Raw genomic sequence first — 19,822 nt, 5'->3', positions numbered from 1 at the left:
GTCGATTAATTCAATATGCTTTGGGAGGGATTTTTATTGACGTTATAATAAATAGAAGAAGTGGAGTGCCACTTTATATTCAAATTAAACAACAGATTATAGATAAAATAGAAAAAGGAACTCTCAAAGTTGGAACAAAATTACCTACAGAAAGAGAATTATCTAAAATTTTAAAAGTAAGCAGAAATACTGTAAGCACTGCATATAATGACTTGGAACAAGAGGGGGCTTTGAAAGCTCATCAAGGGAAGGGAACGTTTGTAACTGAAGATTTTATATCTTGGGAAATTAAAAATAAAATAATAAAATTCATTGACTTAGGACTAGAGGGAGCTCTGAAAAGTGGAATGAAGCTAGAAGAGTTTTTAGACATAGTAGATCGAAGGGTAGATGCAAAAAACATATATTAGATAAATTTAGTAATAAGAATGGAGTATGTTTAAAGCGTATCATATAGAAGTAGAAGGCACCCATTAAATCATATTCTGCGAAGCTGCAATATCAACGAATATATCATAGTATGCAAGCTATAAACAAAGGAGAGAAAATTTAAATGAAAAAGATAATAATTATGATTTTATCAGTATTTATGGCATTTGGAGCAACTGGATGTAGCAATAAAGAGGAATCAACCGTACCTAAAAGAGAAACTAAAGTAGAAAATAGTAATAAACAGTCCTCACATTACCCTGTTACAATCACAACATATAATTATTCTAAGCAACCTGTTAAACTTACTTTTGAAAAATCACCAGAAAAGGTTGTTGCAGTATATCAGAATTCAATAGAAACATTATTAGCATTAGGATTGCAGGATAAGATAATTGCAGCATCTGGGTTAGATCATGATGTTAAAGATGAATATAAAAGTTCTTTCAGCAAGTTGAAGTATTATGGAAAAGCACCCGCAAAAGAGGAGGTTATTGCATTACAACCTGATTTCATATTGAGCTGGTATTCTGTATTTGGTGAAAAAAATCTTGGGGATGTAGGTTTTTGGCATGAAAGAGGGATAAATACATATATGTCACAAAACAGTGGTGTTATTAAACCAAATACGCTGCAAAATGAATATGATGATATTTTAAATATGGGTAAAATTTTCAATGTAGAGGATAGAGCTAATGAAATAGTTAATACAATGAGAAAGGAAATTGAAAAGGCTAAGGGCTTTGTTAGAGGAAAAGAAGCTGTTAAAACAGTAATCCTAGAAGTGGAAAAAAACGGAACATATCGAATTTATGGGGAAGACAGTGTTGGTGGCGATATTGCAAAGAGAGTTGGAGCAAATTTAGTAGCAAAGTCAAATGGTAAAATGGGAAATGAAGATTTGATAAAGCTTAATCCTGATGTAATTTTCACTGTTTATTACGGCAAAGAAATTGATAAAGAGGCTGCATTAAAAAGCATTATAAGCAATCCGGCGCTCTCAAGCATTTCGGCAATAAAGTCAAAAAGGGTTCATCCGATAATGTTAAGTGAAGTTTATGCTAGCGGTATCAGAACTTTAGATGGTATAAAAACAATTTCAAAAGGATTATATCCTGAATTATATGGAAATAAATAAGAATGAAGAGAATTTATAAGAATAATACACAAAATGGTTTGATCAATGGAACACCTACTTATATATGTGTTTCCATTATACTTGTTATTATCTTGATTTTTTCAATTCTAACAACCGTAACTATGGGCTCTGTTGAGATTTCTATAAAAAATGTATATGAAATCATAATATATAAGTTATTTAACATTGGTGATGCAAAGTTTTTATCAAGTGGTGCGATACATGATATTGTATGGTTTATAAGGCTTCCAAGAATTATTTTGGCAGTTGCTGTTGGAATAGGTCTTTCAGTATGCGGGGTCATAATGCAAGCGATTGTAAAAAATCCATTAGCAGATCCTTATATATTAGGTATTTCTTCAGGAGCGTCGTTAGGTGCTACCTTAGCTATCATGCTTGGGGTAGGTGTTTTTTTTGGCAGTAATTATGTAGGGATATGTGCTTTTCTAGGAGCGTTTGCAATATCAATACTTGTATTAACCCTTGCAAATGTAAATGGGAGAGCTAATTCAACAAAGCTTTTGCTGGCGGGTATGGCATTAAGTAGTGTGTGTTCAGCATTTTCAAGTTTTATTGTATACTTCGCTAATGATAGAGAGGGTATGCAGAGTATAACATACTGGCTTATGGGAAGCCTTGCAGGCGCAGAATGGCAAAATATAAGGATAATTATTCCGGTTGTAATAGTAGCTACACTATTTTTTATTACTCAATATAGAACGCTTAATTTAATGCTACTTGGTGATGAAGTTTCTATAACTTTAGGTACAGACCTTCAGAAGTATCGACAATTTTATCTTATAATTACATCAGTTGTAATTGGATTCATTGTATACTCATCAGGGATTATTGGATTTGTGGGACTTATTATCCCTCATCTTATAAGAATGATATTTGGAACAGATCATAAAAGAATTATTCTACTATCTGCATTAACAGGAGCTATATTTTTGGTTTGGGCAGATGTTTTATCCAGAATTATAATACCTGGAAGTGAACTTCCTATAGGAATATTAATTTCTATGATTGGTGCCCCAATCTGTATATATCTTATGGTAAGTAAATCATATGGATTTGGAGGTGATAATTGATGGAAATAAAGACTTTAGATGTAGAAACTTATTTAGGTGGAAGTCATATTTTGAAGGGGTTAAGCATACATGCAAAGAAAAAAGAATTCGTAGGCATTATAGGACCTAATGGAAGTGGTAAAAGTACACTTTTAAAATGTATATATCGAACCCTACAGCCTTCTACAGGAACTGTATTTTTGGATGATAAAAATATTAAAGAGTTTTCTATGAGAGAAAGTGCAAAAAAAATGGCTGTGGTGTCTCAACATAATAATTATAATTTTGATTTTACTGTTTCTGATATGGTTCTAATGGGACGAGCACCGCATAAAAAGTTTATAGAAAAAGATAATGCACAGGATTATATAATTATGGAAGAGTCTTTAGAAAAAGTGGGTATGACAGAGTATGCTAAACGAAGCTTTTCAACCTTATCAGGGGGAGAAAAGCAAAGAATAATTCTTGCAAGAGCCTTGGCACAAAAAACAGAATGTCTTATTCTAGATGAACCTACAAATCATCTAGATATAAAGTATCAGCTTCAGTTTATGGCTACTGTAAAGGGACTTGGGGTCACAGTTATATCTGCTATTCATGATTTAAATATTGGTGCTTTATATTGTGATAAAATTTATGCCATGAAAGCAGGTAAAATTGTTAGTTATGGAACACCAACAGAAGTCTTAACCAAAGAATTAATAAAGTCTTTGTATGAGGTTGATGCTAAAGTTACAGAGGATAAAGAAACTGGTATTTTAAATATTATGTATAAACCTTCTTATATAAAATGATATTTTATATAACTTTTTATATCAAGTACAATTTCTTCAATTATATCTTTGATTTGCATATTCCTTGTGCCTGGGATATAAATACCATGTTTTTGTAGTGGAAGTATATATTTAGTACAATCCATATTAAATATTGACGTGGCAATCATGGGAGTAATTTCACCGTTAATGCCACAACTACATATTATTCCAATTGGAACGATTATACTATCGATTTTATTTTTCTTGCAAAATGAGCAAATTGATTCCTCACCAGTTATACCAATATTTGCACCGGTTCTTACCATATTTGAACAAGCGAATGTATTTGTACCAAGTGCAATAATATAGATATCTAGGTCAATTTCTTTACGGAGTTTTTTTATGATTGTTTGACCGAGACCTGTCCCTTGTGCGTCTATTACAGCTTACTGGAAAAAAAGAAAGTTTAAATTCTAAAGGCCAAGTTTGTGTGAATGATTAAATACTAGATAAATATAGTTAAGTTAATCGATAACATTGTAGGTTATAAAATTAAATAAATTACTTATCTTATGTAGGTGTTATAAAATCAAACATAATTACTCATTTTTCAAAAAAATTCAAATAGAACACTGAATTTTTACTAAAGAAATTTTGACAATTAAGTATTTTAAATGTATACTTGAATCATGGAATAATATAGTTTATTTAACTTAATATTGAACTTAAAGGTATGAGATGTTTTGCATTTCATTTAAAAGGGAACCAGGTGAAAAGCCTGAACGGTCCCGCCGCTGTAATGGTGAGAAGCTTTAAATTATACCACTGACAATTTTGTTGGGAAGGATTAAAGCGACTGTGATCCAAAGTCAGAAGACCTGCCTTTATTAATACACCAATAACGCTACGAGTGATAGGGGGTGTGACGCATATTTGTATGAAAATGCATTTTAAATTTTGCATTTTTTACAAATATGGTTGGTATTATTATCAAGCCCTTAGCATAAATGCTAAAGGGCTTAATTTTTCGTTGAGAAAGAAATTATGATTATTTTACAGAGGATAGGTAATACAATTGATAATTATAAGGAGGCATATTATGAAAACAAAGATAAAGGAATTTGTGCTTATAAACATAGGAATGTTTATGGTATCAGCAGGTTTATATTTCTTTTTAATGCCAAATAATTTAGCGACAGGTGGGGCGAATGGATTAGCAATAGTTATAAATAAATTTACAGGGCGATTATCCGTAGGTTGGATAATGATTATAATAAACCTTATTTTGTTTGCAATGGCATTTATTGCTATAGGAAAGAGTTTTGGTGGGAAAAGTGTGTATGCAAGCTTTGGTGTAGGAGGTATTATAATTGTATTTCAAAAGTTTATACCTATTAATAATTCAATTACAGGAGATATTTTACTGGAACTTATATTTGGAATACTAATATCAGGAATAGGTACAGCTATAGTATTTAATCAAAATGCTTCAACAGGGGGGACAGATATATTAGCTAAGATATTAAATGAATTTTTCTATATAAATTTAGGAAAAGGAGTTTTAATGTGTGATTTAATTATAATTTTAATGGCAGTTTTTGCTTTTGGAGTTAAGCTATCATTATATGCAATGCTTGGAGTTATAATTAATGGTTTTCTTATAGATCACATCATAGATGGAATAAATGTGTGCAAAGAAGTTACAATTATAAGTAAGAACAGCGATAAGATAAGAAAATATATAAGAGAAGAGCTAGATAAAACATCTACTGTATATAACGGAGTAGGGGATTTTTCAGATGAGAATAAAGAAGTTGTTGTGGTTATAGTAGGAAGAAGTGAGTTTATAATACTTAAAAGATTCATAAGATTTGTTGATAAGGATGCTTTTGTAACAGTGAATAATATTTATGAAGTTTTTGGATACGGATTTAAATCGTTAACACATTAAATATGAATTTCATGTATATTTAATTCAAAGTAAATTAGCTGTTTAATTTTTATGAAAATCTCAGAAATATCGGTGCTTTATTTGATTAAATAAAGATTGCATGAATGAAATTGTATAACTAATAGAGAGAATTTGTTTAAAGGGGATAATATATATTGTGAGTGGAAGTTTAGATAATATAGAAGAAAAGACTGCGGAAAGAATAAAAAATGATATTTTTAATATAAGTAAAATGATAATAGAAGATAATAATATGATAGAAGTAATAAAGATGGCAAACAAGGTTTCTAGGGTGAATACCACAGTTCTTGTTCAAGGGGAAACAGGAGTTGGAAAAGAAGGAATTGCTAAGTATATACATTATAATAGCTTAAGAAAAAAGGAATCGTTCGTTGTTATAAATTGTGGTGCGATACCTAAAAACTTAATAGAATCTGTGCTTTTTGGATATGAAGCAGGAGCTTTTACAGGCGCAAATAAGCAGGGGAAGATAGGACTATTTGAGCTTGCTGATAAGGGAACTATATTTTTAGATGAGGTTGGAGAGTTATCACAAGAGGCTCAGGTTGAACTTTTAAGGGTTGTACAAGAACATGAGATAGAAAGGATAGGCGGATTAAAGACAGTAAAGGTGGATGTTAGGATAATAGCGGCAACAAACAAAAATTTAAAGGAAATGATAAAGAAAAACTTATTTAGAGAGGATTTATACTATAGACTTAGTGTTTTTCCTATAAACATACCTCCTCTTAGAGAAAGAAATGGAGATATTGTACCACTCATAAAGTTTTTCATGGAAGAAATAAATGAAATGTATGGATTGAAAAGTTATTTTAGTGATGAGGCTTTAGATTGTTTAAAGGCTTACTCTTGGCCAGGCAATATAAGAGAACTTAAAAATATAGTTGAAAGATCTTTAGTTATGAGTGATAACAAAATTATAATTACAAAATATCTTCCTAAATATATAAGAAAAAGCTATAAAAGAAATGAAATAGAATTTAGTATAAGTAATTTAAGTATAAAAGGACATAATTTGAAGGATATAATTCGAATTATAGAAGAGGAGATAATCGACGATGCAATGAGACGTTATGGAAATATAAGAATGGCAGCAAAGGCTTTGGGGGTTAATCCATCTACATTAGTTAGAAAAAGGCAGAAATATAATAAGTAAAATTAAAAGAAAACTCTTTAAACTTATACTAAAGTTTAAAGAGTTTTCTTTTTTTTATGAATAAAAGTATGCAAAATTCATTTGTATGCATTTTTGCATATGCCCTAGTTTGAAGGGGTTGATTCAATAAGTTGAAAAAGGTCGCAATTTAACAATATGATTATAAGGAAAACAATCTTATGAAAAATTTGTTAATAAGGCTTAAGTATAGAACTTTAAAGGGTTTAGCTATTAAAGAAATAATAAATTATATAGTTGGCGCGGTTATTGCTTAATATATAAATATAAATGGGGGGATATATTAGGCTATTAATGCAAGTAAACAATATATTGGTAGTTTATGGGAGTTAAAATAAAAGGCTTATTATTTAAAATTAAAAACAAGGGGGAAATAAGATGTTAGGAACAATTACCGAAAAGATATTGAAGGAACATATTGTAGAAGGTATACCTAAGGCAGGTGAGGAAGTAGCTCTTAAAATTGATCACACATTGACACAGGATGCCACTGGGACAATGGCTTACTTACAATTTGAAGCTATTGGTATAAAACGTATCAGAACTGAGCTGAGTGTGAGTTTTGTGGATCACAATACGTTGCAGACGGACTTTAAAAATGCTGATGATCACCGATTTTTACAATCGGTTTCAGAAAAATATGGAATTCATTTTTCAAGGCCTGGAAACGGTATTTGCCATCAGATTTTTTTGGAGAGATTTGCGCGTCCTGGAAAAACATTAATTGGCTCTGATAGTCATACACCAACTGCAGGTGGAATTGGTTCATTTGCACTTGGTGCAGGAGGTCTTGATGTGGCTGTTTCAATGGCGGGTGGAACTTTCAGGTTAAAATATCCTAAGGTTGTTGGTGTTAAGCTGACTGGAAAGCTTCCTGAATGGGTTTCTGCGAAGGATATCATTCTTGAGATATTACGTCGCATAAACGTTAATGGAGGAGTAGGAAAGGTACTGGAATATTTCGGTCCTGGTATTAAAAATTTAAGTGTTCCTGATCGTGCTACTATTACAAATATGGGAACAGAAACTGGATGTACTACAAGTATTTTCCCAAGTGATGAAATCACAAAGGAATTTTTAAAAGCGCAGGGAAGAGAAGATCAATGGGTGGAAATTGTACCTGATGAGAATGCTCGGTATGATGAAATTATGGAAATTAACCTGGATGAAGTGGAACCCATGGTAGCGCTTCCTCACAGCCCAGGCAATGTTAAGACAGTAGCTGAAATGGCTGGAATAAAAGTTGATCAGGTAGCTATAGGTTCATGTACAAATTCATCTTTAAGAGACCTTTTGGTTGTAGCAAAAGCTATAGAGGGAAAAACAGTTTCAGAGAAGTTGCATATGACTATAAGTGCTGGTTCAAGGCAGGTTGTTGAGCATCTGATTGACAGTGGAAATATGAAGAACCTTGTTAAAGCAGGTGCCAGAATGCTTGAAAACACTTGTGGACCATGCATTGGAATGGGGAGTGCTCCTTGCTCTAAGGGTGTTTCTGTAAGAACCTTTAATAGAAACTTTGAAGGAAGAAGTGGTACAAAAGATGCCACAACTTATTTGGTAAGTCCTGAAACAGCGGTTGCAACTGCAATTACAGGCGTTTTAACTGATCCAAGAACCCTTGGAAAATGTCCGCAATTTGAAATGCCAGATAAATTTTTAATTAATGATAATATGATTATCCAGCCGTTGTCTTTTGAAAAGGCCAAGGAAGTTAATGTTCAGTTTGGTCCCAATATTGCACCTTTACCGGATTTTCCAGCACTTCCAGATGTACTTACTGGAGAAGTCCTTATTAAACTTGAAGATAATATTACTACTGATCATATAATGCCTGCAGGCGCCAAAATACTGCCGCTACGAAGTAATATACCTGAAATATCAAAATATGTGTTTGAAGCACTTGATAGTAATTTCTATAAAAAAGCACATGAAAAGCAGGGAGGATTTATTATTGCTGGCAAAAATTATGGACAAGGCTCAAGTCGTGAACATGCGGCACTTGCACCAAAATATCTAGGGGTTAAAGCAGTTATTGTAAAATCATTTGCACGTATTCACCTTGCTAACCTTATTAATTTTGGAATCGTACCACTTATATTTAAAAGTCCAGAGGATTATGACAAGATTGAAGTGGGTGATGAACTTTCAGTTACTATTGGCGATTTGAAGGGTGAGGCTACATTAAAGAATTCAACAAAGAATATAGACATTGCAGTTATTAATACACTTTCAGGATTAGATGCAGAAATCTTGAAGATGGGTGGGAAATTATCTTGGATTAAGAGCAAAATTGTCTTGGATTAAGGGTGAAATTGTTTATTATAATTAATAGCTTAAGGAGGAAATATAATTATGAATAAAAAGATTGAAATGACAGTTCCACTAGTAGAGATGGATGGAGATGAAATGACCCGTATCCTTTGGAAAATGATTAAGGATATACTTCTTTTGCCATATGTAAACCTTAAAACTGAGTACTATGACCTTGGGATGAAATCAAGAGATAACACAGATGACAAGGTTACATTTGATTCTGCTGAAGCAATTAAAAAGTATGGTGTTGGTGTAAAATGTGCAACAATTACGCCTAATGCGGCCAGGGTAGTGGAATATGAGCTAAAGAAGATGTGGAAAAGCCCTAATGGGACAATAAGAGCTATGCTTGATGGTACAGTTTTCCGTGCACCAATTATAGTAAACACAATTCAGCCATATGTGAAGACATGGAAAAAGCCAATCACAATCGCAAGACATGCATATGGAGATATTTATAAGAATCTTGAATATAAAGCGGAGGAACATGGAAAGGCAGAGCTTGTATTTACTAACAATGCAGGTAAGGAAATTTTCAGAGATACTATTCATGAGTTTGAAGGCACAGGCGTAGTAATGACAATGCATAACATTGATAAATCTATTGAAAGCTTTGCTAAGTCATGTTTTGCCTATGCATTGGACAAGAAAATTGATCTTTGGTTCTCTTCAAAAGATACAATTTCTAAAATTTACGATGCTGATTTTAGAGAGATATTCCAAAAGATATTTGAGGAATCATATGCTGACAGATTCAAGGAAGCTGGGATAATATATTTCTACACATTAATTGATGATGTAGTTGCTCGTATTGTAAAGAATGAAGGCGGAATGCTTTGGGCATGTAAAAACTATGATGGTGATGTTATGTCTGATCTAGTTGCTTCTGCTTTTGGAAGTCTTGCTATGATGACATCAGTACTTGTTTCTCCAAATGGATATTTTGAATATGAAGCTTCACATGGTACAGTACAGAAGCATTACTACAAGTACCTAAAGGGAGAAAAAACTTCAACAAATCCAATGGCTACAATCTTTGCATGGACTGGAGCACTTAGAAAACGTGGAGAGATTGACGGGAATTTAGAGCTTGTAAGTTTTTCAAACAAACTTGAAACTGCATGTACCGATATAATTGATCAAGGAATTATCACAAAGGATTTAGAACAGCTATCAGAAGCGACTAATAAGAATATTGTTAATTCAGAGGAGTGGTTAAATTTAGCTGCAAAACAACTTGAAGTTTTACTTACGCAGAATTAATGGAATGGCTACAAATTCAGGTGAATTATGTAATTACTTATCTGGAAGCGTTAAAAAGGCTTAGATTATTGGAGGTGAAGGTAATGAAAATTATTAAGAATGCAAAATCTGGAACGTTGGAATCATCCGACATTCAAATAATGCTTGTATCAAATGAAAATGCGGGTATAGAAATTGAACTTAAAAGCAATGTACAAAAGCAATTTGGAAATCAGATTAAAAAGGTTATCAAAGAAACTTTGGAAGAAATGGGAATAGACGATATCAGAGTAGTTGCTACAGATAAAGGAGCATTAGATTGCACAATCAAGGCAAGAGTAGAGTGTGCAGTTTATAGGGCTTGTGGGATTAAAAAGGAGTATGATTGGGAGGTAATAGATCAATGGAACGTTTAAGAAGAACTATGTTGTTTGTTCCTGGAAATAACCCTGGGATGCTAAAAGATGCAGGTCTTTATGGAGCGGACTCCTTAATGTTTGACCTTGAGGATGCAGTTGCAATTTCTGAAAAAGACTCAGCCAGGTTTTTAGTTTACAATGCTATAAAGACACTGGATTATGGTGATACAGAAATAGTTGTTAGAATTAATGCACTTGATAATCCATTTGGAAAAGAGGATATTGAAGCAGTTGTCAGAGCAGGTGTAGATGTAATTAGATTACCAAAAACAGAGATAAAAGAAGATATAATGGCTGTGGAAGCGATTATTGAAGAGGTAGAAAGAAAAATTGGAAGAGAAATAGGGAGCACTAAAATGATGGCAGCTGTTGAAAGTGCTATTGGAGTAATAAATGCGTATTCTATTGCAATATCAAGCAAAAGGCTTATTGGAATTGCACTGGGTGCAGAAGATTACGTAACAAACCTTAAAACAAAAAGGTATGCTGATAGTATGGAACTAATGGGGGCGAGAAGTCAGATCGTTATTGCAGCAAGAGCAGCTGGAATTTATGCACTGGACACTGTTTATTCAAATATTGATGATGAAGAAGGTTTTAAAAGAGAAGTCGAATTCATAAAACAGCTTGGTTTTGACGGCAAGTCTGTTATTAATCCAAAACAAATTAAGCCAGTTCATGAAATTTATTCACCAACAGAACAGGAAATAAGAAAATCAAGTGACATTTTTAGAGCTGCAAAGGCTGCAGAAAAACAAGGGCTTGGGGTTATATCCTTAAATGGAAAGATGATAGATAAACCTATTATAGAGAGAGCAGAGAGGTTATTACAACTAGCCAATGCTGTAGGTTTGTATAAGGAGGACATAGAAGATGAAGAATAGCATTGGCAGAGATATTCCAGAAAATATTATTAAAGATAGGATGCTATATCAAGGTGAATTTTCCATGGACTCAAGTATAGTAAAGACTGGACCTAAGGTTAAGCCAGTTAAACCTTGTGAAAGCAAGCTTTTAAACAATATCGAAGAGGCTATTTTAAAATGTGGATTAAAGGATGGAATGACTATTTCTTTTCATCATCACTTTAGAGAAGGGGACTATGTTTTAAATATGGTAGTAGATACTATTGCTAAACTTGGAATAAAAAATTTAACATTAGCTTCTAGTTCTCTTAGTAGTGTACACAGGTCTTTAGTTAAACATATTAAAAATGGAGTAATATCAAGGATTTCCACTAGTGGTTTAAGAGGAGAATTAGCAGAAGAAATTTCAAAGGGATTAATGAATGAACCAGTGATTATTAGATCACATGGTGGAAGAGCAAGGGCAATAGAAGATGGTGAGATTAAGATTGATGTAGCATTTCTAGGTGCACCTTCCTCTGATGAATATGGCAATGCAAGTGGATCAAGAGGCATTGCCAATTGTGGTTCAGTAGGTTATGCAAAGATGGATGCGATATATGCAGACAAGGTAGTTATCATTACAGATTTTCTAGTTTGTTTTCCTAATATGCCTGCAAGTATTCTACAAACTAATGTTGATTATGTAGTCAAAATAGATAAAATAGGGGACCCTGCTGGAATAGCGTCTTGTGCCACAAGATATACTAAAAACCCAAAGGAACTATTGATTGCAGAATATGCAAGTAAGGTAATAACAGAATCTGAATACTTTAAAGAGGGATTCTCATTTCAAACTGGGACTGGAGGCTCTGCACTTGCTGTAAGTAGATTTTTAAGAGATAAGATGATAGAAAAAGGAATTAAGTCAAGTTTTGCATTAGGTGGAATAACTAAGCCGATTGTTGAGATGCATGAAGAAGGTTTAATAAAACATATTTTTGATGTACAAGGTTTTGATTTGAGTGCAGTCCAGTCAATAGATAAAAATCCAATGCATCATGAGATAGATGCATCCTTTTATGCAAATCCTCATAATAAGGGGTGTATAGCCAATAAATTAGATGTAGTAGTTTTATCAGCATTAGAAATAGATACCGATTTTAATGTAAATGTAATGACTGGCTCAGATGGGATTTTAAGAGGAGCATCAGGTGGACATTCTGATACAGCAGCTTGTGCAAAATTGACTGTTATTGTTTCCCCACTAATCCGTGGTAGAATACCTTGTGTGGTTGATTCAGTTAATACAGTTATTACTCCAGGTGAAAGTATAGATGTTTTAATTACTGAAATAGGTATTGCAATAAATCCAAGAAGAGTAGATTTAATAGAAAAGTTTAAATGTATAAATGTTCCAATATATACAATTGAAGAATTAAAGAAAAAAGTTGAATGTATTGTAGGTGTTCCTGAAAAAATTCAATATGATGATGAAGTTGTAGCAATCGTTGAATATAGGGATGGAAAAGTTATTGATGTTGTAAGGAAAATAAAAGAATAAGGTGTTGGTCTTTTAAATATTGTTTATAAACCTTCTTATATAAAAAGTAATATAAAACTATAGCTTTATATTACTTTTTATATCAAGTACAATCTCTTCAATTATATCCTTGATTTGCATAGTCCTTGTGCCGGGTATATAAATACCATGTTTTTGTAGTGGAAGTATATATTTAGTACAATCCATATTAAATATTGACGTGGCAATCATGGGGGTAATTTCACCGTTAATGCCACCACTACATATTATTCCAATTGGACCGATTATGCTATCAATTTTATTTTTCTTGCAAAATGAGCAAATTGATTCCTCTCCACTTATACCAATATTTGCACCAGCTCTTACCATATTTGAACAAGCAAATGTATTTGTACCAAGTGCAACAATATAGATATCTAGGCCAATCTCTTTACGAATTTTTTTTATGATTGTTTGACCAAGACCTGCCCCTTGTGCGTCTATTACAGCTATTTTCATGGTAATACCTCCAAAAAATAAAATTATAATATTATTATACTATAATGTTTATGTATATTCTGTGTTTAGTTCAAATAAAATTACAACGTTGGTATAAATAAAATGATTATAAAAAAGCAAAAAAAATTCTCCCATAAAGGTATTAATTTTATAATTCGAGGCAAAATAAAGAAAATAATATTAATAATATAATTGATATAAATGAAGGGGAGAATTTAGTGAAAAACGAGGAAAGTATAAAGGTTATTCCTTTAGGAGGCCTTGGAGAAATAGGTAAGAATATAACAGCTTTTGAATATGCGAATGAAATCATTGTTATAGACTGTGGTATAGCCTTTCCTGATGAGGAAATGTATGGTGTAGATTTAGTAATTCCAGATATAACTTATTTAAAAAATAATGCAGAAAAAGTAAAAGGTATTTTTTTAACTCATGGACATGAAGATCATATAGGGTCGCTTCCGTACATTCTAAAACAATTGAATGTACCTATTTATGGTACTAGGTTAACGTTAGGGCTAATTGAAAATAAACTAAAGGAGCACAATATATTATCTAATTGTGAACTTCACAATGTAAATGCTGGAGAAACAATAGAACTACAAAATCTTAAAGTTGAATTCATAAGGGTTACTCACAGCATAGCAGACTCCTGTGCTATTGCCATCCACTCACCACTAGGTGTTATATTACATACTGGTGATTTCAAAATTGATTATACCCCTATTGATGGATTGGTCATGGATCTTGAACGTATCTCAAATTTAGGTAAAGAGGGCGTGCTACTTCTTATGGCGGATAGCACGAATGTGGAACGTGAAGGGCATACAATTTCTGAAAAAACTATAGGGAAGACTCTAACTAGAATAATTTCTAATGCAGAGGGAAGGGTTATTGTAGCTACATTTGCTTCAAATATTCACAGAATACAGCAGATCGTAGACGCCTCTGTGAAACATGGTAGAAAAATTGTTTTTAGTGGGAGGAGTATGGACAATATCTCACAAGTAGCTATTGAACTTGGATATCTCCATGTACCAGAAGGTTACATTATAGGTATAGATGATATGCAAAATTACCACAATAAAAATATTACAATAATAACTACCGGAAGTCAGGGCGAACCTATGGCAGGACTTGCTAGAATGGCTTTTGCTACTCATAGGAAAATCACCCTTGAACCAGAGGATTTATTTGTTATTTCTGCATCCCCAATTCCAGGCAATGAGAAACTTATATCTAGAGTAATCAATGAGCTATTCAAAAAAGGGGCAGAGGTAATTTATGAGGATTTAGAAGAAGTGCATGTATCCGGTCACGCATATCAAGAAGAATTGAAATTAATTCACGCATTAGTTCATCCTAAATATTTTATGCCAGTTCATGGTGAATACAGACATTTAAGTCACCATGCTAAGTTAGCACAAGAATTAGGTATGCAAGGCAAAGATATATTTACTATGGAAACAGGGCAGGTTTTAGAACTTACAAAGGATGAAGCTAAAGTAACAGGACGGGTACACACTGGATCTGTATTTGTAGATGGACTTGGTGTTGGGGATGTTGGAAGCATAGTGCTTAGAGATAGAAAGCACTTAGCAGAAGATGGCATGCTCACTGTTGTGGTTACTTTAGAACGCGAATCTTATAGTATTATTGCGGGACCAGACATAATAACTCGCGGATTTATATATGCAAAGGAATCGGATGAATTAATTAGTGAAGTAAAAGAAATTGTTAGGGTTGAGCTTAATAAGTGCTTAGACAAGAAAATTATTGAATGGTATGTATTAAAATCTAATATAAAAAAATCCACAGAGCGATATTTGTATGAAAAAACAAAGCGTAGGCCAATTATTCTTCCAATTATTATGGAGATTTAACAGTTTTTTTAAGCTGGTGGTATATACAAAAGGCCAGCAAAAATCATATAGTAAAACTAAAAAATTGCAGTAGTTAGTTCTACTGCTTTTTTATATTGCTATTGTATCTAAAAATAGTATTAATTTTTAACATAACAAAAGACTGCCCTGTTAGGTACAGTCTTAATTGTGATATTGTAGCATCGAAGATGATGAACAGAATCGCAGGTTATGATTTAACGTGCTGTTTTTTTCATGAATTCTTCAGAATTTACTATGTACCTTATATGAATTCCTTCACCTATTTTACCCATGTCATCATAGGCTTCCACCTTAAAGAACAATTTTTTGCCTTCTGCCTTTGATAATAAGGCTTCAGCTCTAACCTTAACGCCAACAGGTGTTGCCTTTATGTGTTTAACACTAATCTCTATACCGACGGTTGTGAACCCATCAGGTAAATTTCGTTGAACACAATTTGTTGCTGCATTCTCCATAAGCGCTGTCATAGCTGGAGTAGCATAAACATCTAGACTTCCAGATCCATAAGAAATCGCGGTGTCACTGCTGTTAATAGTCTGCTCCATAGTAAATTTCAAGTCTTTATTAAAATTGAATTCCAATTTTATCACTCCATTCCGTTTATTATTTTTTACTATACCAATACCTTATTATACCATGTTAACACCTTTAGGATAGTGTTATTATGATATGTCTTATGATATAAATTAAAATAGAACCCCATTACTGGAATTCTATTGTTTAATTGCATGGTTATATGATCTTTTAAAATATTCAAATTGAAATAATATCATAACGAATAATTCATTTCTTACTGTTTGGGCTAATTATTTAGCCACATCTATACAGTTTTCTTTGAATTTCGGAATTACTGTAATTATACAACTCTACTAATTTTATTCCTTTGGAATCAATGTGTATTTTATCTTCACAAATCATAACTACATTATTATTATATTTAGGGCTACGACTTCCACATTTTACAAAGGCTTCTTTCTCTTCATATTTTACAAAACCTAACCTTTTTAATTTTCCCAAATAGGAAGCAAATTCTTGATTCTTCTCTTTTGGATCTTCCTCTGTTAAATTGTAATTTTCAATTTCGAATGACATTCCTGGCAACATATCAGCATCGTAAATGTCAATTAGCATCTCGCTTTCTAATGTGTTTAATTCCATATATTCCCCTCCCGCTATAGTATAAAACAATGCCGGTTAGATAATTTACATATAAAGGTAAAATGCCTATCCGCAATATTTTAATTATACCACAAAGCAATACATTATTTTGTAATATTGTGTTATCATTGGTAATAATTATTCTGCAAATTTCTGCAATATTTCTAAAAATGTGCAAAACTTATTTATGTTGAGTTTACAAAACGGTATATGGGGAGGAAAGATTTTATTTGGTTTATATTTTTGATAATTCTACTAAGGCACATCCATCTATTACTTGCATTCCACTTGATTTACAAAAATTAATTATTTCAGGGCTTTCAGCTCCTGGTTGAATAAGGACTTTATCTATTTTTAAATCATGGGCTTCATGAAGAATTTTAATACCTTTATATGGATTAATGCATAAATCTAAAACTTCTACCTTGTAGGGTATATCACTTAGGGTGGTATAAATCCCCTCATTTTCAATAGATGGATTTACCCCCACTACGTTAAATCCATGTTTTTTTAAGGAATTCAATATTTTATAAGCATATTTGGAAGGGTTTAATACATCCCCAACTACAACCCAGTTTTTATAATTTAAAAATTGACTAGCATCCAATGTTGTCATCTCCTAATAAAATTAATTTCTATAATATTATCATTCCCTAGTAGCGATAAAAAAAACATGCTAATTAGCATGTTTTTTTACAGGTTGTTTACAAACCCAGTATAATTTTTTTATTATACTGGGCTTTTTACATGCAATTATGCGATAGCGCTTTGAGTTATGGATAAATTTAAAATAACAACTATCTTCTTAGTTAGAAAATCAAAAAACAGTAAAGATAGCAGGCTAGCTATCTTTTTCATATTCTGCACTGCTGCTGTAAGCAGACACTGCTCTTGCACATTTTCTAATCCACGCATATGGCAATAGCGAAGCCCATGCAGTTGTTTTGAATCTGCGAAGCTTCGCTCTATAGTTTCTTTTCTTCTTCTATATATATTTCTGCCTTTATCTGTTCTGGTGAACTTTACAACATCTTCTTTATACGTTTCCCAAACATGTCTTCTAATAGTTTTAAACTTGCTTTTTGCAGAAAAGCATTGAGCTCTATTTGGACATATCTCGCAATATTTTGCATTACCAACATATTCTTTATATCCTTCTCTTGTTGTCGTTTTATAATGTAAAGCCCTTAAGTCAGGGCATACGTAAATGTCCTGTTCTTTAACATATTGGAATTTATTTTTTGTGTACATTCCTTTTGTATGTGGAGACCTACGGTATCCCATTACAGATTTTAATTCCCTCTCATATAGTTCTTTACATATAAGATTTGTAGCATAACCAGCATCTGCACCAACATATTTTGTATTAAAATTAAACTTTTTTATTTGCACATCTAATCTATCGATATAAGGATCAACATCATTTATGTTTCCAGGAGTAACATACACATCAGTAATTATATTATGTCTGCTATCGACAGTTCTGTGATCTAAATATGAGAAGCCTTCCGGCTTGCCATCTCTCATCATATATCCACTGTCGGGGTCGGTTGTGCTAACTTTAGTTTCTTTTATTTTGGTAACAGGTTCTTTTTCCTTTAAAGGTTTTTTACCATGGTTTATTCTATCTTCTTCCACTGCTTTATTAAGTTCAGCTACATATTCTTTCGGCGTTTTTTCAACTTCAATTTTCACAAGCTTTCGCTTATTAGCATTTGCTTTTAGGTGTGTAGAATCTGTGTAAAGTATTTTACCGGTTACCATCTTAAGATTTATAGCCTTAAATACTACTTCGTCAAATATTTTTTGAAACACATCTGTACCTTTAAACCGTCTACGTCTATTTTGGCTAATTGTTGAATGATCTGGAATAGGATCAGTAAGACTTAGTCCTAGAAACCATCTATAAGCCACATTTACTTCAATGTCCTTTACAAGTTGTCGTTCAGATTTTATTCCAAATAAGTACCCAATAAACAGCATTTTAAAAAGTATAATAGGATCTACGCCAGGTCTTCCATTATCTAAGCAGTAATATTTTTTAGTCAGTTCTCTTATAAAAGAGAAATCCATGTATTTATCTATATTTCTCAGAATATGGTCTTTAGGAACTAAATCTTCTAAATACACCATTTCTAGTTTTTGTTGTGTGAAGTTCTTTTCATTAATCATAATAATGCCCTCCGAATTATAAAGTTTGTATACTATATATATTCGACATTGATGTCCTAAAATCCTTTTTGAATATGAAAAAAAACACTCCAATTTTAAATTAGAGTGTTTTACATTTTATGTTTGTCAACGGTCTGAAAAAAAACATGCTAATTAGCATGTTTTTTTATTGTTATTTTATCAAAAGAAATTTGGATAATCTGTTCTTCGCTTTTTTTATTTCACTATGAAACATAAAAAACCTAACTGAATTATATGCCTATTTAAAATTTACAGAAGTAACTAAATGTCTTATATTATCGATAATTGGATTTATCACCTGTAAAAGATAGCTAAGAAAATCAGTTAATACAGGTATTGCAATACCTATTTGTTTAAGGACATATATTAAAAGGAAGACACCGAGTGTAATGCTTAATATCCTTCCAATTATTTTAAATACTGCAATACCAAGATAAGCAAGTAATATAGCTAATGCAACCATAATAATGGTATTCAGATTAATATTAGAAAAATCAACATTCATAAACACACCTCCATTATTTATAAAATTATAACTTAAACTCTAGGGCTTGGCAAAGGTAAAATATCCTAAAGTCCAATTTAAGGGTATGTGAAAATGTATTGACATAAAATATATATGGGATTATAATATAATTCGTAAGCTAAATATACGGATACGAAATATTAGTACACGAAATACATTTAAGGGGGTAATTAAGTGAAAAAAATAAATGAAAGCGTAGAAGTTGCAAGACTTTTTCAAGAGGTTATGCAGCTATTTAAACATAATATGAGTAAAGTTCTTTGTGATACAGGTATTTCTGCGCCTCAAGGTATGGTTTTGGGACTTTTAAGTAAAAAAAAGAAACTTAAGATAACAGAACTTAGCAATGAGCTTTGTTTATCAAATAGTACAGTCTCTGGAATTATTGATAGGCTTGAAAAGCAGGAAATGGTAGTAAGAGAAAGAAGCGATGTGGATAAGAGGGTAGTCTACGTAAGTATGTCACCAAACTTTAAAGAGATGCATAAAAACTTTCATAACCAATTTGAAAAAAACATTGCAGATATAATGAGTAAGGGAAGTACAGAAGAACTTCATAAAATATTTGAAGGCTTAGATACACTTAAGAAGCTTTTAAATGACCAATAAAAATAATGCAATAACAAATGAATGGAGATGA

At 32.2% G+C, this 19,822-nt stretch carries 20 protein-coding genes and 1 riboswitch; of the genes, 13 read left to right on the top strand and 7 right to left on the bottom strand.

What is annotated here, in order from left to right:
- Positions 1 to 20 precede the first annotated feature (20 nt).
- The 4 genes from KTC92_RS09890 (at position 21) to KTC92_RS09875 (ending at position 3,431) form a co-directional block, all read left to right on the top strand.
- Positions 21 to 410: a GntR family transcriptional regulator gene (locus KTC92_RS09890; protein ID WP_258280578.1), complete on the top strand. Its 390-nt coding sequence runs from the start codon at positions 21 to 23 to the stop codon at positions 408 to 410.
- A 143-nt stretch (positions 411 to 553) separates the two neighbouring features.
- Positions 554 to 1,567, top strand: coding sequence for an ABC transporter substrate-binding protein (locus KTC92_RS09885; RefSeq protein WP_220287674.1), 1,014 nt, complete (start codon positions 554 to 556; stop codon positions 1,565 to 1,567).
- 2 nt (positions 1,568 to 1,569) lie between these two features.
- A complete protein-coding gene (locus KTC92_RS09880) occupies positions 1,570 to 2,658 on the top strand; it encodes an iron ABC transporter permease (protein WP_220287676.1) in 1,089 nt (362 codons plus the stop codon).
- Positions 2,658 to 3,431: an ABC transporter ATP-binding protein gene (locus KTC92_RS09875; protein ID WP_220287678.1), complete on the top strand. Its 774-nt coding sequence runs from the start codon at positions 2,658 to 2,660 to the stop codon at positions 3,429 to 3,431. Before KTC92_RS09880 ends, KTC92_RS09875 begins: the two co-directional genes overlap by 1 nt.
- Here the strand turns inward: KTC92_RS09875 and KTC92_RS09870 are convergent.
- Positions 3,419 to 3,832 carry a DUF3842 family protein gene (locus KTC92_RS09870; RefSeq protein WP_220287700.1) on the bottom strand — a complete coding sequence of 138 codons (414 nt, stop codon included), beginning with the start codon at positions 3,830 to 3,832 and terminating at the stop codon, positions 3,419 to 3,421. The two genes, KTC92_RS09875 and KTC92_RS09870, sit on opposite strands and share 13 nt — an antisense overlap.
- A 272-nt stretch (positions 3,833 to 4,104) precedes the next feature.
- Positions 4,105 to 4,293: riboswitch (cobalamin riboswitch) on the top strand.
- A 198-nt stretch (positions 4,294 to 4,491) separates the two neighbouring features.
- Between KTC92_RS09870 and KTC92_RS09865 the strand changes: the two genes are divergently transcribed.
- From KTC92_RS09865 to citF, 7 genes are all read left to right on the top strand, one after another.
- On the top strand, positions 4,492 to 5,343 hold the full coding sequence (locus KTC92_RS09865) for a YitT family protein (protein ID WP_220287680.1): 852 nt from the start codon (positions 4,492 to 4,494) through the stop codon (positions 5,341 to 5,343).
- Positions 5,344 to 5,500: 157 nt separating this feature from the next.
- Positions 5,501 to 6,520, top strand: coding sequence for a sigma-54-dependent Fis family transcriptional regulator (locus KTC92_RS09860; RefSeq protein WP_220287682.1), 1,020 nt, complete (start codon positions 5,501 to 5,503; stop codon positions 6,518 to 6,520).
- Positions 6,521 to 6,916: 396 nt separating this feature from the next.
- Positions 6,917 to 8,845 (top strand): aconitate hydratase, encoded by a 1,929-nt coding sequence (locus KTC92_RS09855; RefSeq protein WP_220287684.1) that lies wholly within the window; start codon positions 6,917 to 6,919, stop codon positions 8,843 to 8,845.
- 48 nt (positions 8,846 to 8,893) lie between these two features.
- Entirely contained in the window at positions 8,894 to 10,117 is a 1,224-nt protein-coding gene (locus KTC92_RS09850) for an NADP-dependent isocitrate dehydrogenase (protein WP_220287686.1), read from the top strand.
- Positions 10,118 to 10,200: 83 nt separating this feature from the next.
- Complete coding sequence (citD, locus tag KTC92_RS09845) at positions 10,201 to 10,512, top strand: citrate lyase acyl carrier protein (protein ID WP_220287689.1); 312 nt, start codon at positions 10,201 to 10,203, stop codon at positions 10,510 to 10,512.
- A complete protein-coding gene (citE, locus tag KTC92_RS09840) occupies positions 10,500 to 11,399 on the top strand; it encodes a citrate (pro-3S)-lyase subunit beta (RefSeq protein ID WP_220287692.1) in 900 nt (299 codons plus the stop codon). The genes citD and citE overlap by 13 nt, the downstream gene beginning before the upstream one ends.
- A complete protein-coding gene (gene citF, locus KTC92_RS09835; protein WP_220287694.1) occupies positions 11,389 to 12,924 on the top strand; it encodes a citrate lyase subunit alpha in 1,536 nt (511 codons plus the stop codon). The genes citE and citF overlap by 11 nt, the downstream gene beginning before the upstream one ends.
- 57 nt (positions 12,925 to 12,981) lie before the next feature.
- Here the strand turns inward: citF and KTC92_RS09830 are convergent, their stop codons facing one another.
- A complete protein-coding gene (locus KTC92_RS09830; protein WP_220287696.1) occupies positions 12,982 to 13,401 on the bottom strand; it encodes a DUF3842 family protein in 420 nt (139 codons plus the stop codon).
- Positions 13,402 to 13,619: 218 nt separating this feature from the next.
- On the opposite strand from KTC92_RS09830, the gene KTC92_RS09825 reads away from it, so the two are divergent.
- A complete protein-coding gene (locus KTC92_RS09825; protein ID WP_216303849.1) occupies positions 13,620 to 15,284 on the top strand; it encodes a ribonuclease J in 1,665 nt (554 codons plus the stop codon).
- Positions 15,285 to 15,499: 215 nt separating this feature from the next.
- Here KTC92_RS09825 and KTC92_RS09820 read toward each other — a convergent pair whose 3' ends face one another.
- The 5 genes from KTC92_RS09820 to KTC92_RS09800 form a co-directional block, all read right to left on the bottom strand.
- Positions 15,500 to 15,886: a thioesterase family protein gene (locus tag KTC92_RS09820; protein ID WP_369811890.1), complete on the bottom strand. Its 387-nt coding sequence runs from the start codon at positions 15,884 to 15,886 to the stop codon at positions 15,500 to 15,502.
- Positions 15,887 to 16,115: 229 nt separating this feature from the next.
- Positions 16,116 to 16,463, bottom strand: coding sequence for a hypothetical protein (locus tag KTC92_RS09815; RefSeq protein ID WP_216303848.1), 348 nt, complete (start codon positions 16,461 to 16,463; stop codon positions 16,116 to 16,118).
- A 235-nt stretch (positions 16,464 to 16,698) separates the two neighbouring features.
- Complete coding sequence (locus KTC92_RS09810) at positions 16,699 to 17,070, bottom strand: CoA-binding protein (RefSeq protein ID WP_216303847.1); 372 nt, start codon at positions 17,068 to 17,070, stop codon at positions 16,699 to 16,701.
- Between the two features lie 146 nt (positions 17,071 to 17,216).
- Positions 17,217 to 18,635 carry an IS1182 family transposase gene (locus tag KTC92_RS09805; RefSeq protein ID WP_258280577.1) on the bottom strand — a complete coding sequence of 473 codons (1,419 nt, stop codon included), beginning with the start codon at positions 18,633 to 18,635 and terminating at the stop codon, positions 17,217 to 17,219.
- Positions 18,636 to 18,894: 259 nt separating this feature from the next.
- Positions 18,895 to 19,161 carry a hypothetical protein gene (locus KTC92_RS09800; RefSeq protein ID WP_165415082.1) on the bottom strand — a complete coding sequence of 89 codons (267 nt, stop codon included), beginning with the start codon at positions 19,159 to 19,161 and terminating at the stop codon, positions 18,895 to 18,897.
- Between the two features lie 195 nt (positions 19,162 to 19,356).
- Between KTC92_RS09800 and KTC92_RS09795 the strand changes: the two genes are divergently transcribed.
- Positions 19,357 to 19,791 (top strand): MarR family winged helix-turn-helix transcriptional regulator, encoded by a 435-nt coding sequence (locus tag KTC92_RS09795; RefSeq protein ID WP_220286780.1) that lies wholly within the window; start codon positions 19,357 to 19,359, stop codon positions 19,789 to 19,791.
- The last annotated feature ends 31 nt before the right edge of the window (positions 19,792 to 19,822 follow it).

This window comes from Clostridium sp. CM027 (assembly GCF_024730565.1).
Lineage (GTDB): Bacteria > Bacillota > Clostridia > Clostridiales > Clostridiaceae > Clostridium_AD > Clostridium_AD estertheticum_B.
The sequence above is the reverse complement of the archived record's forward strand: the minus strand, read 5'-3'. Positions and strand labels throughout refer to the sequence as shown.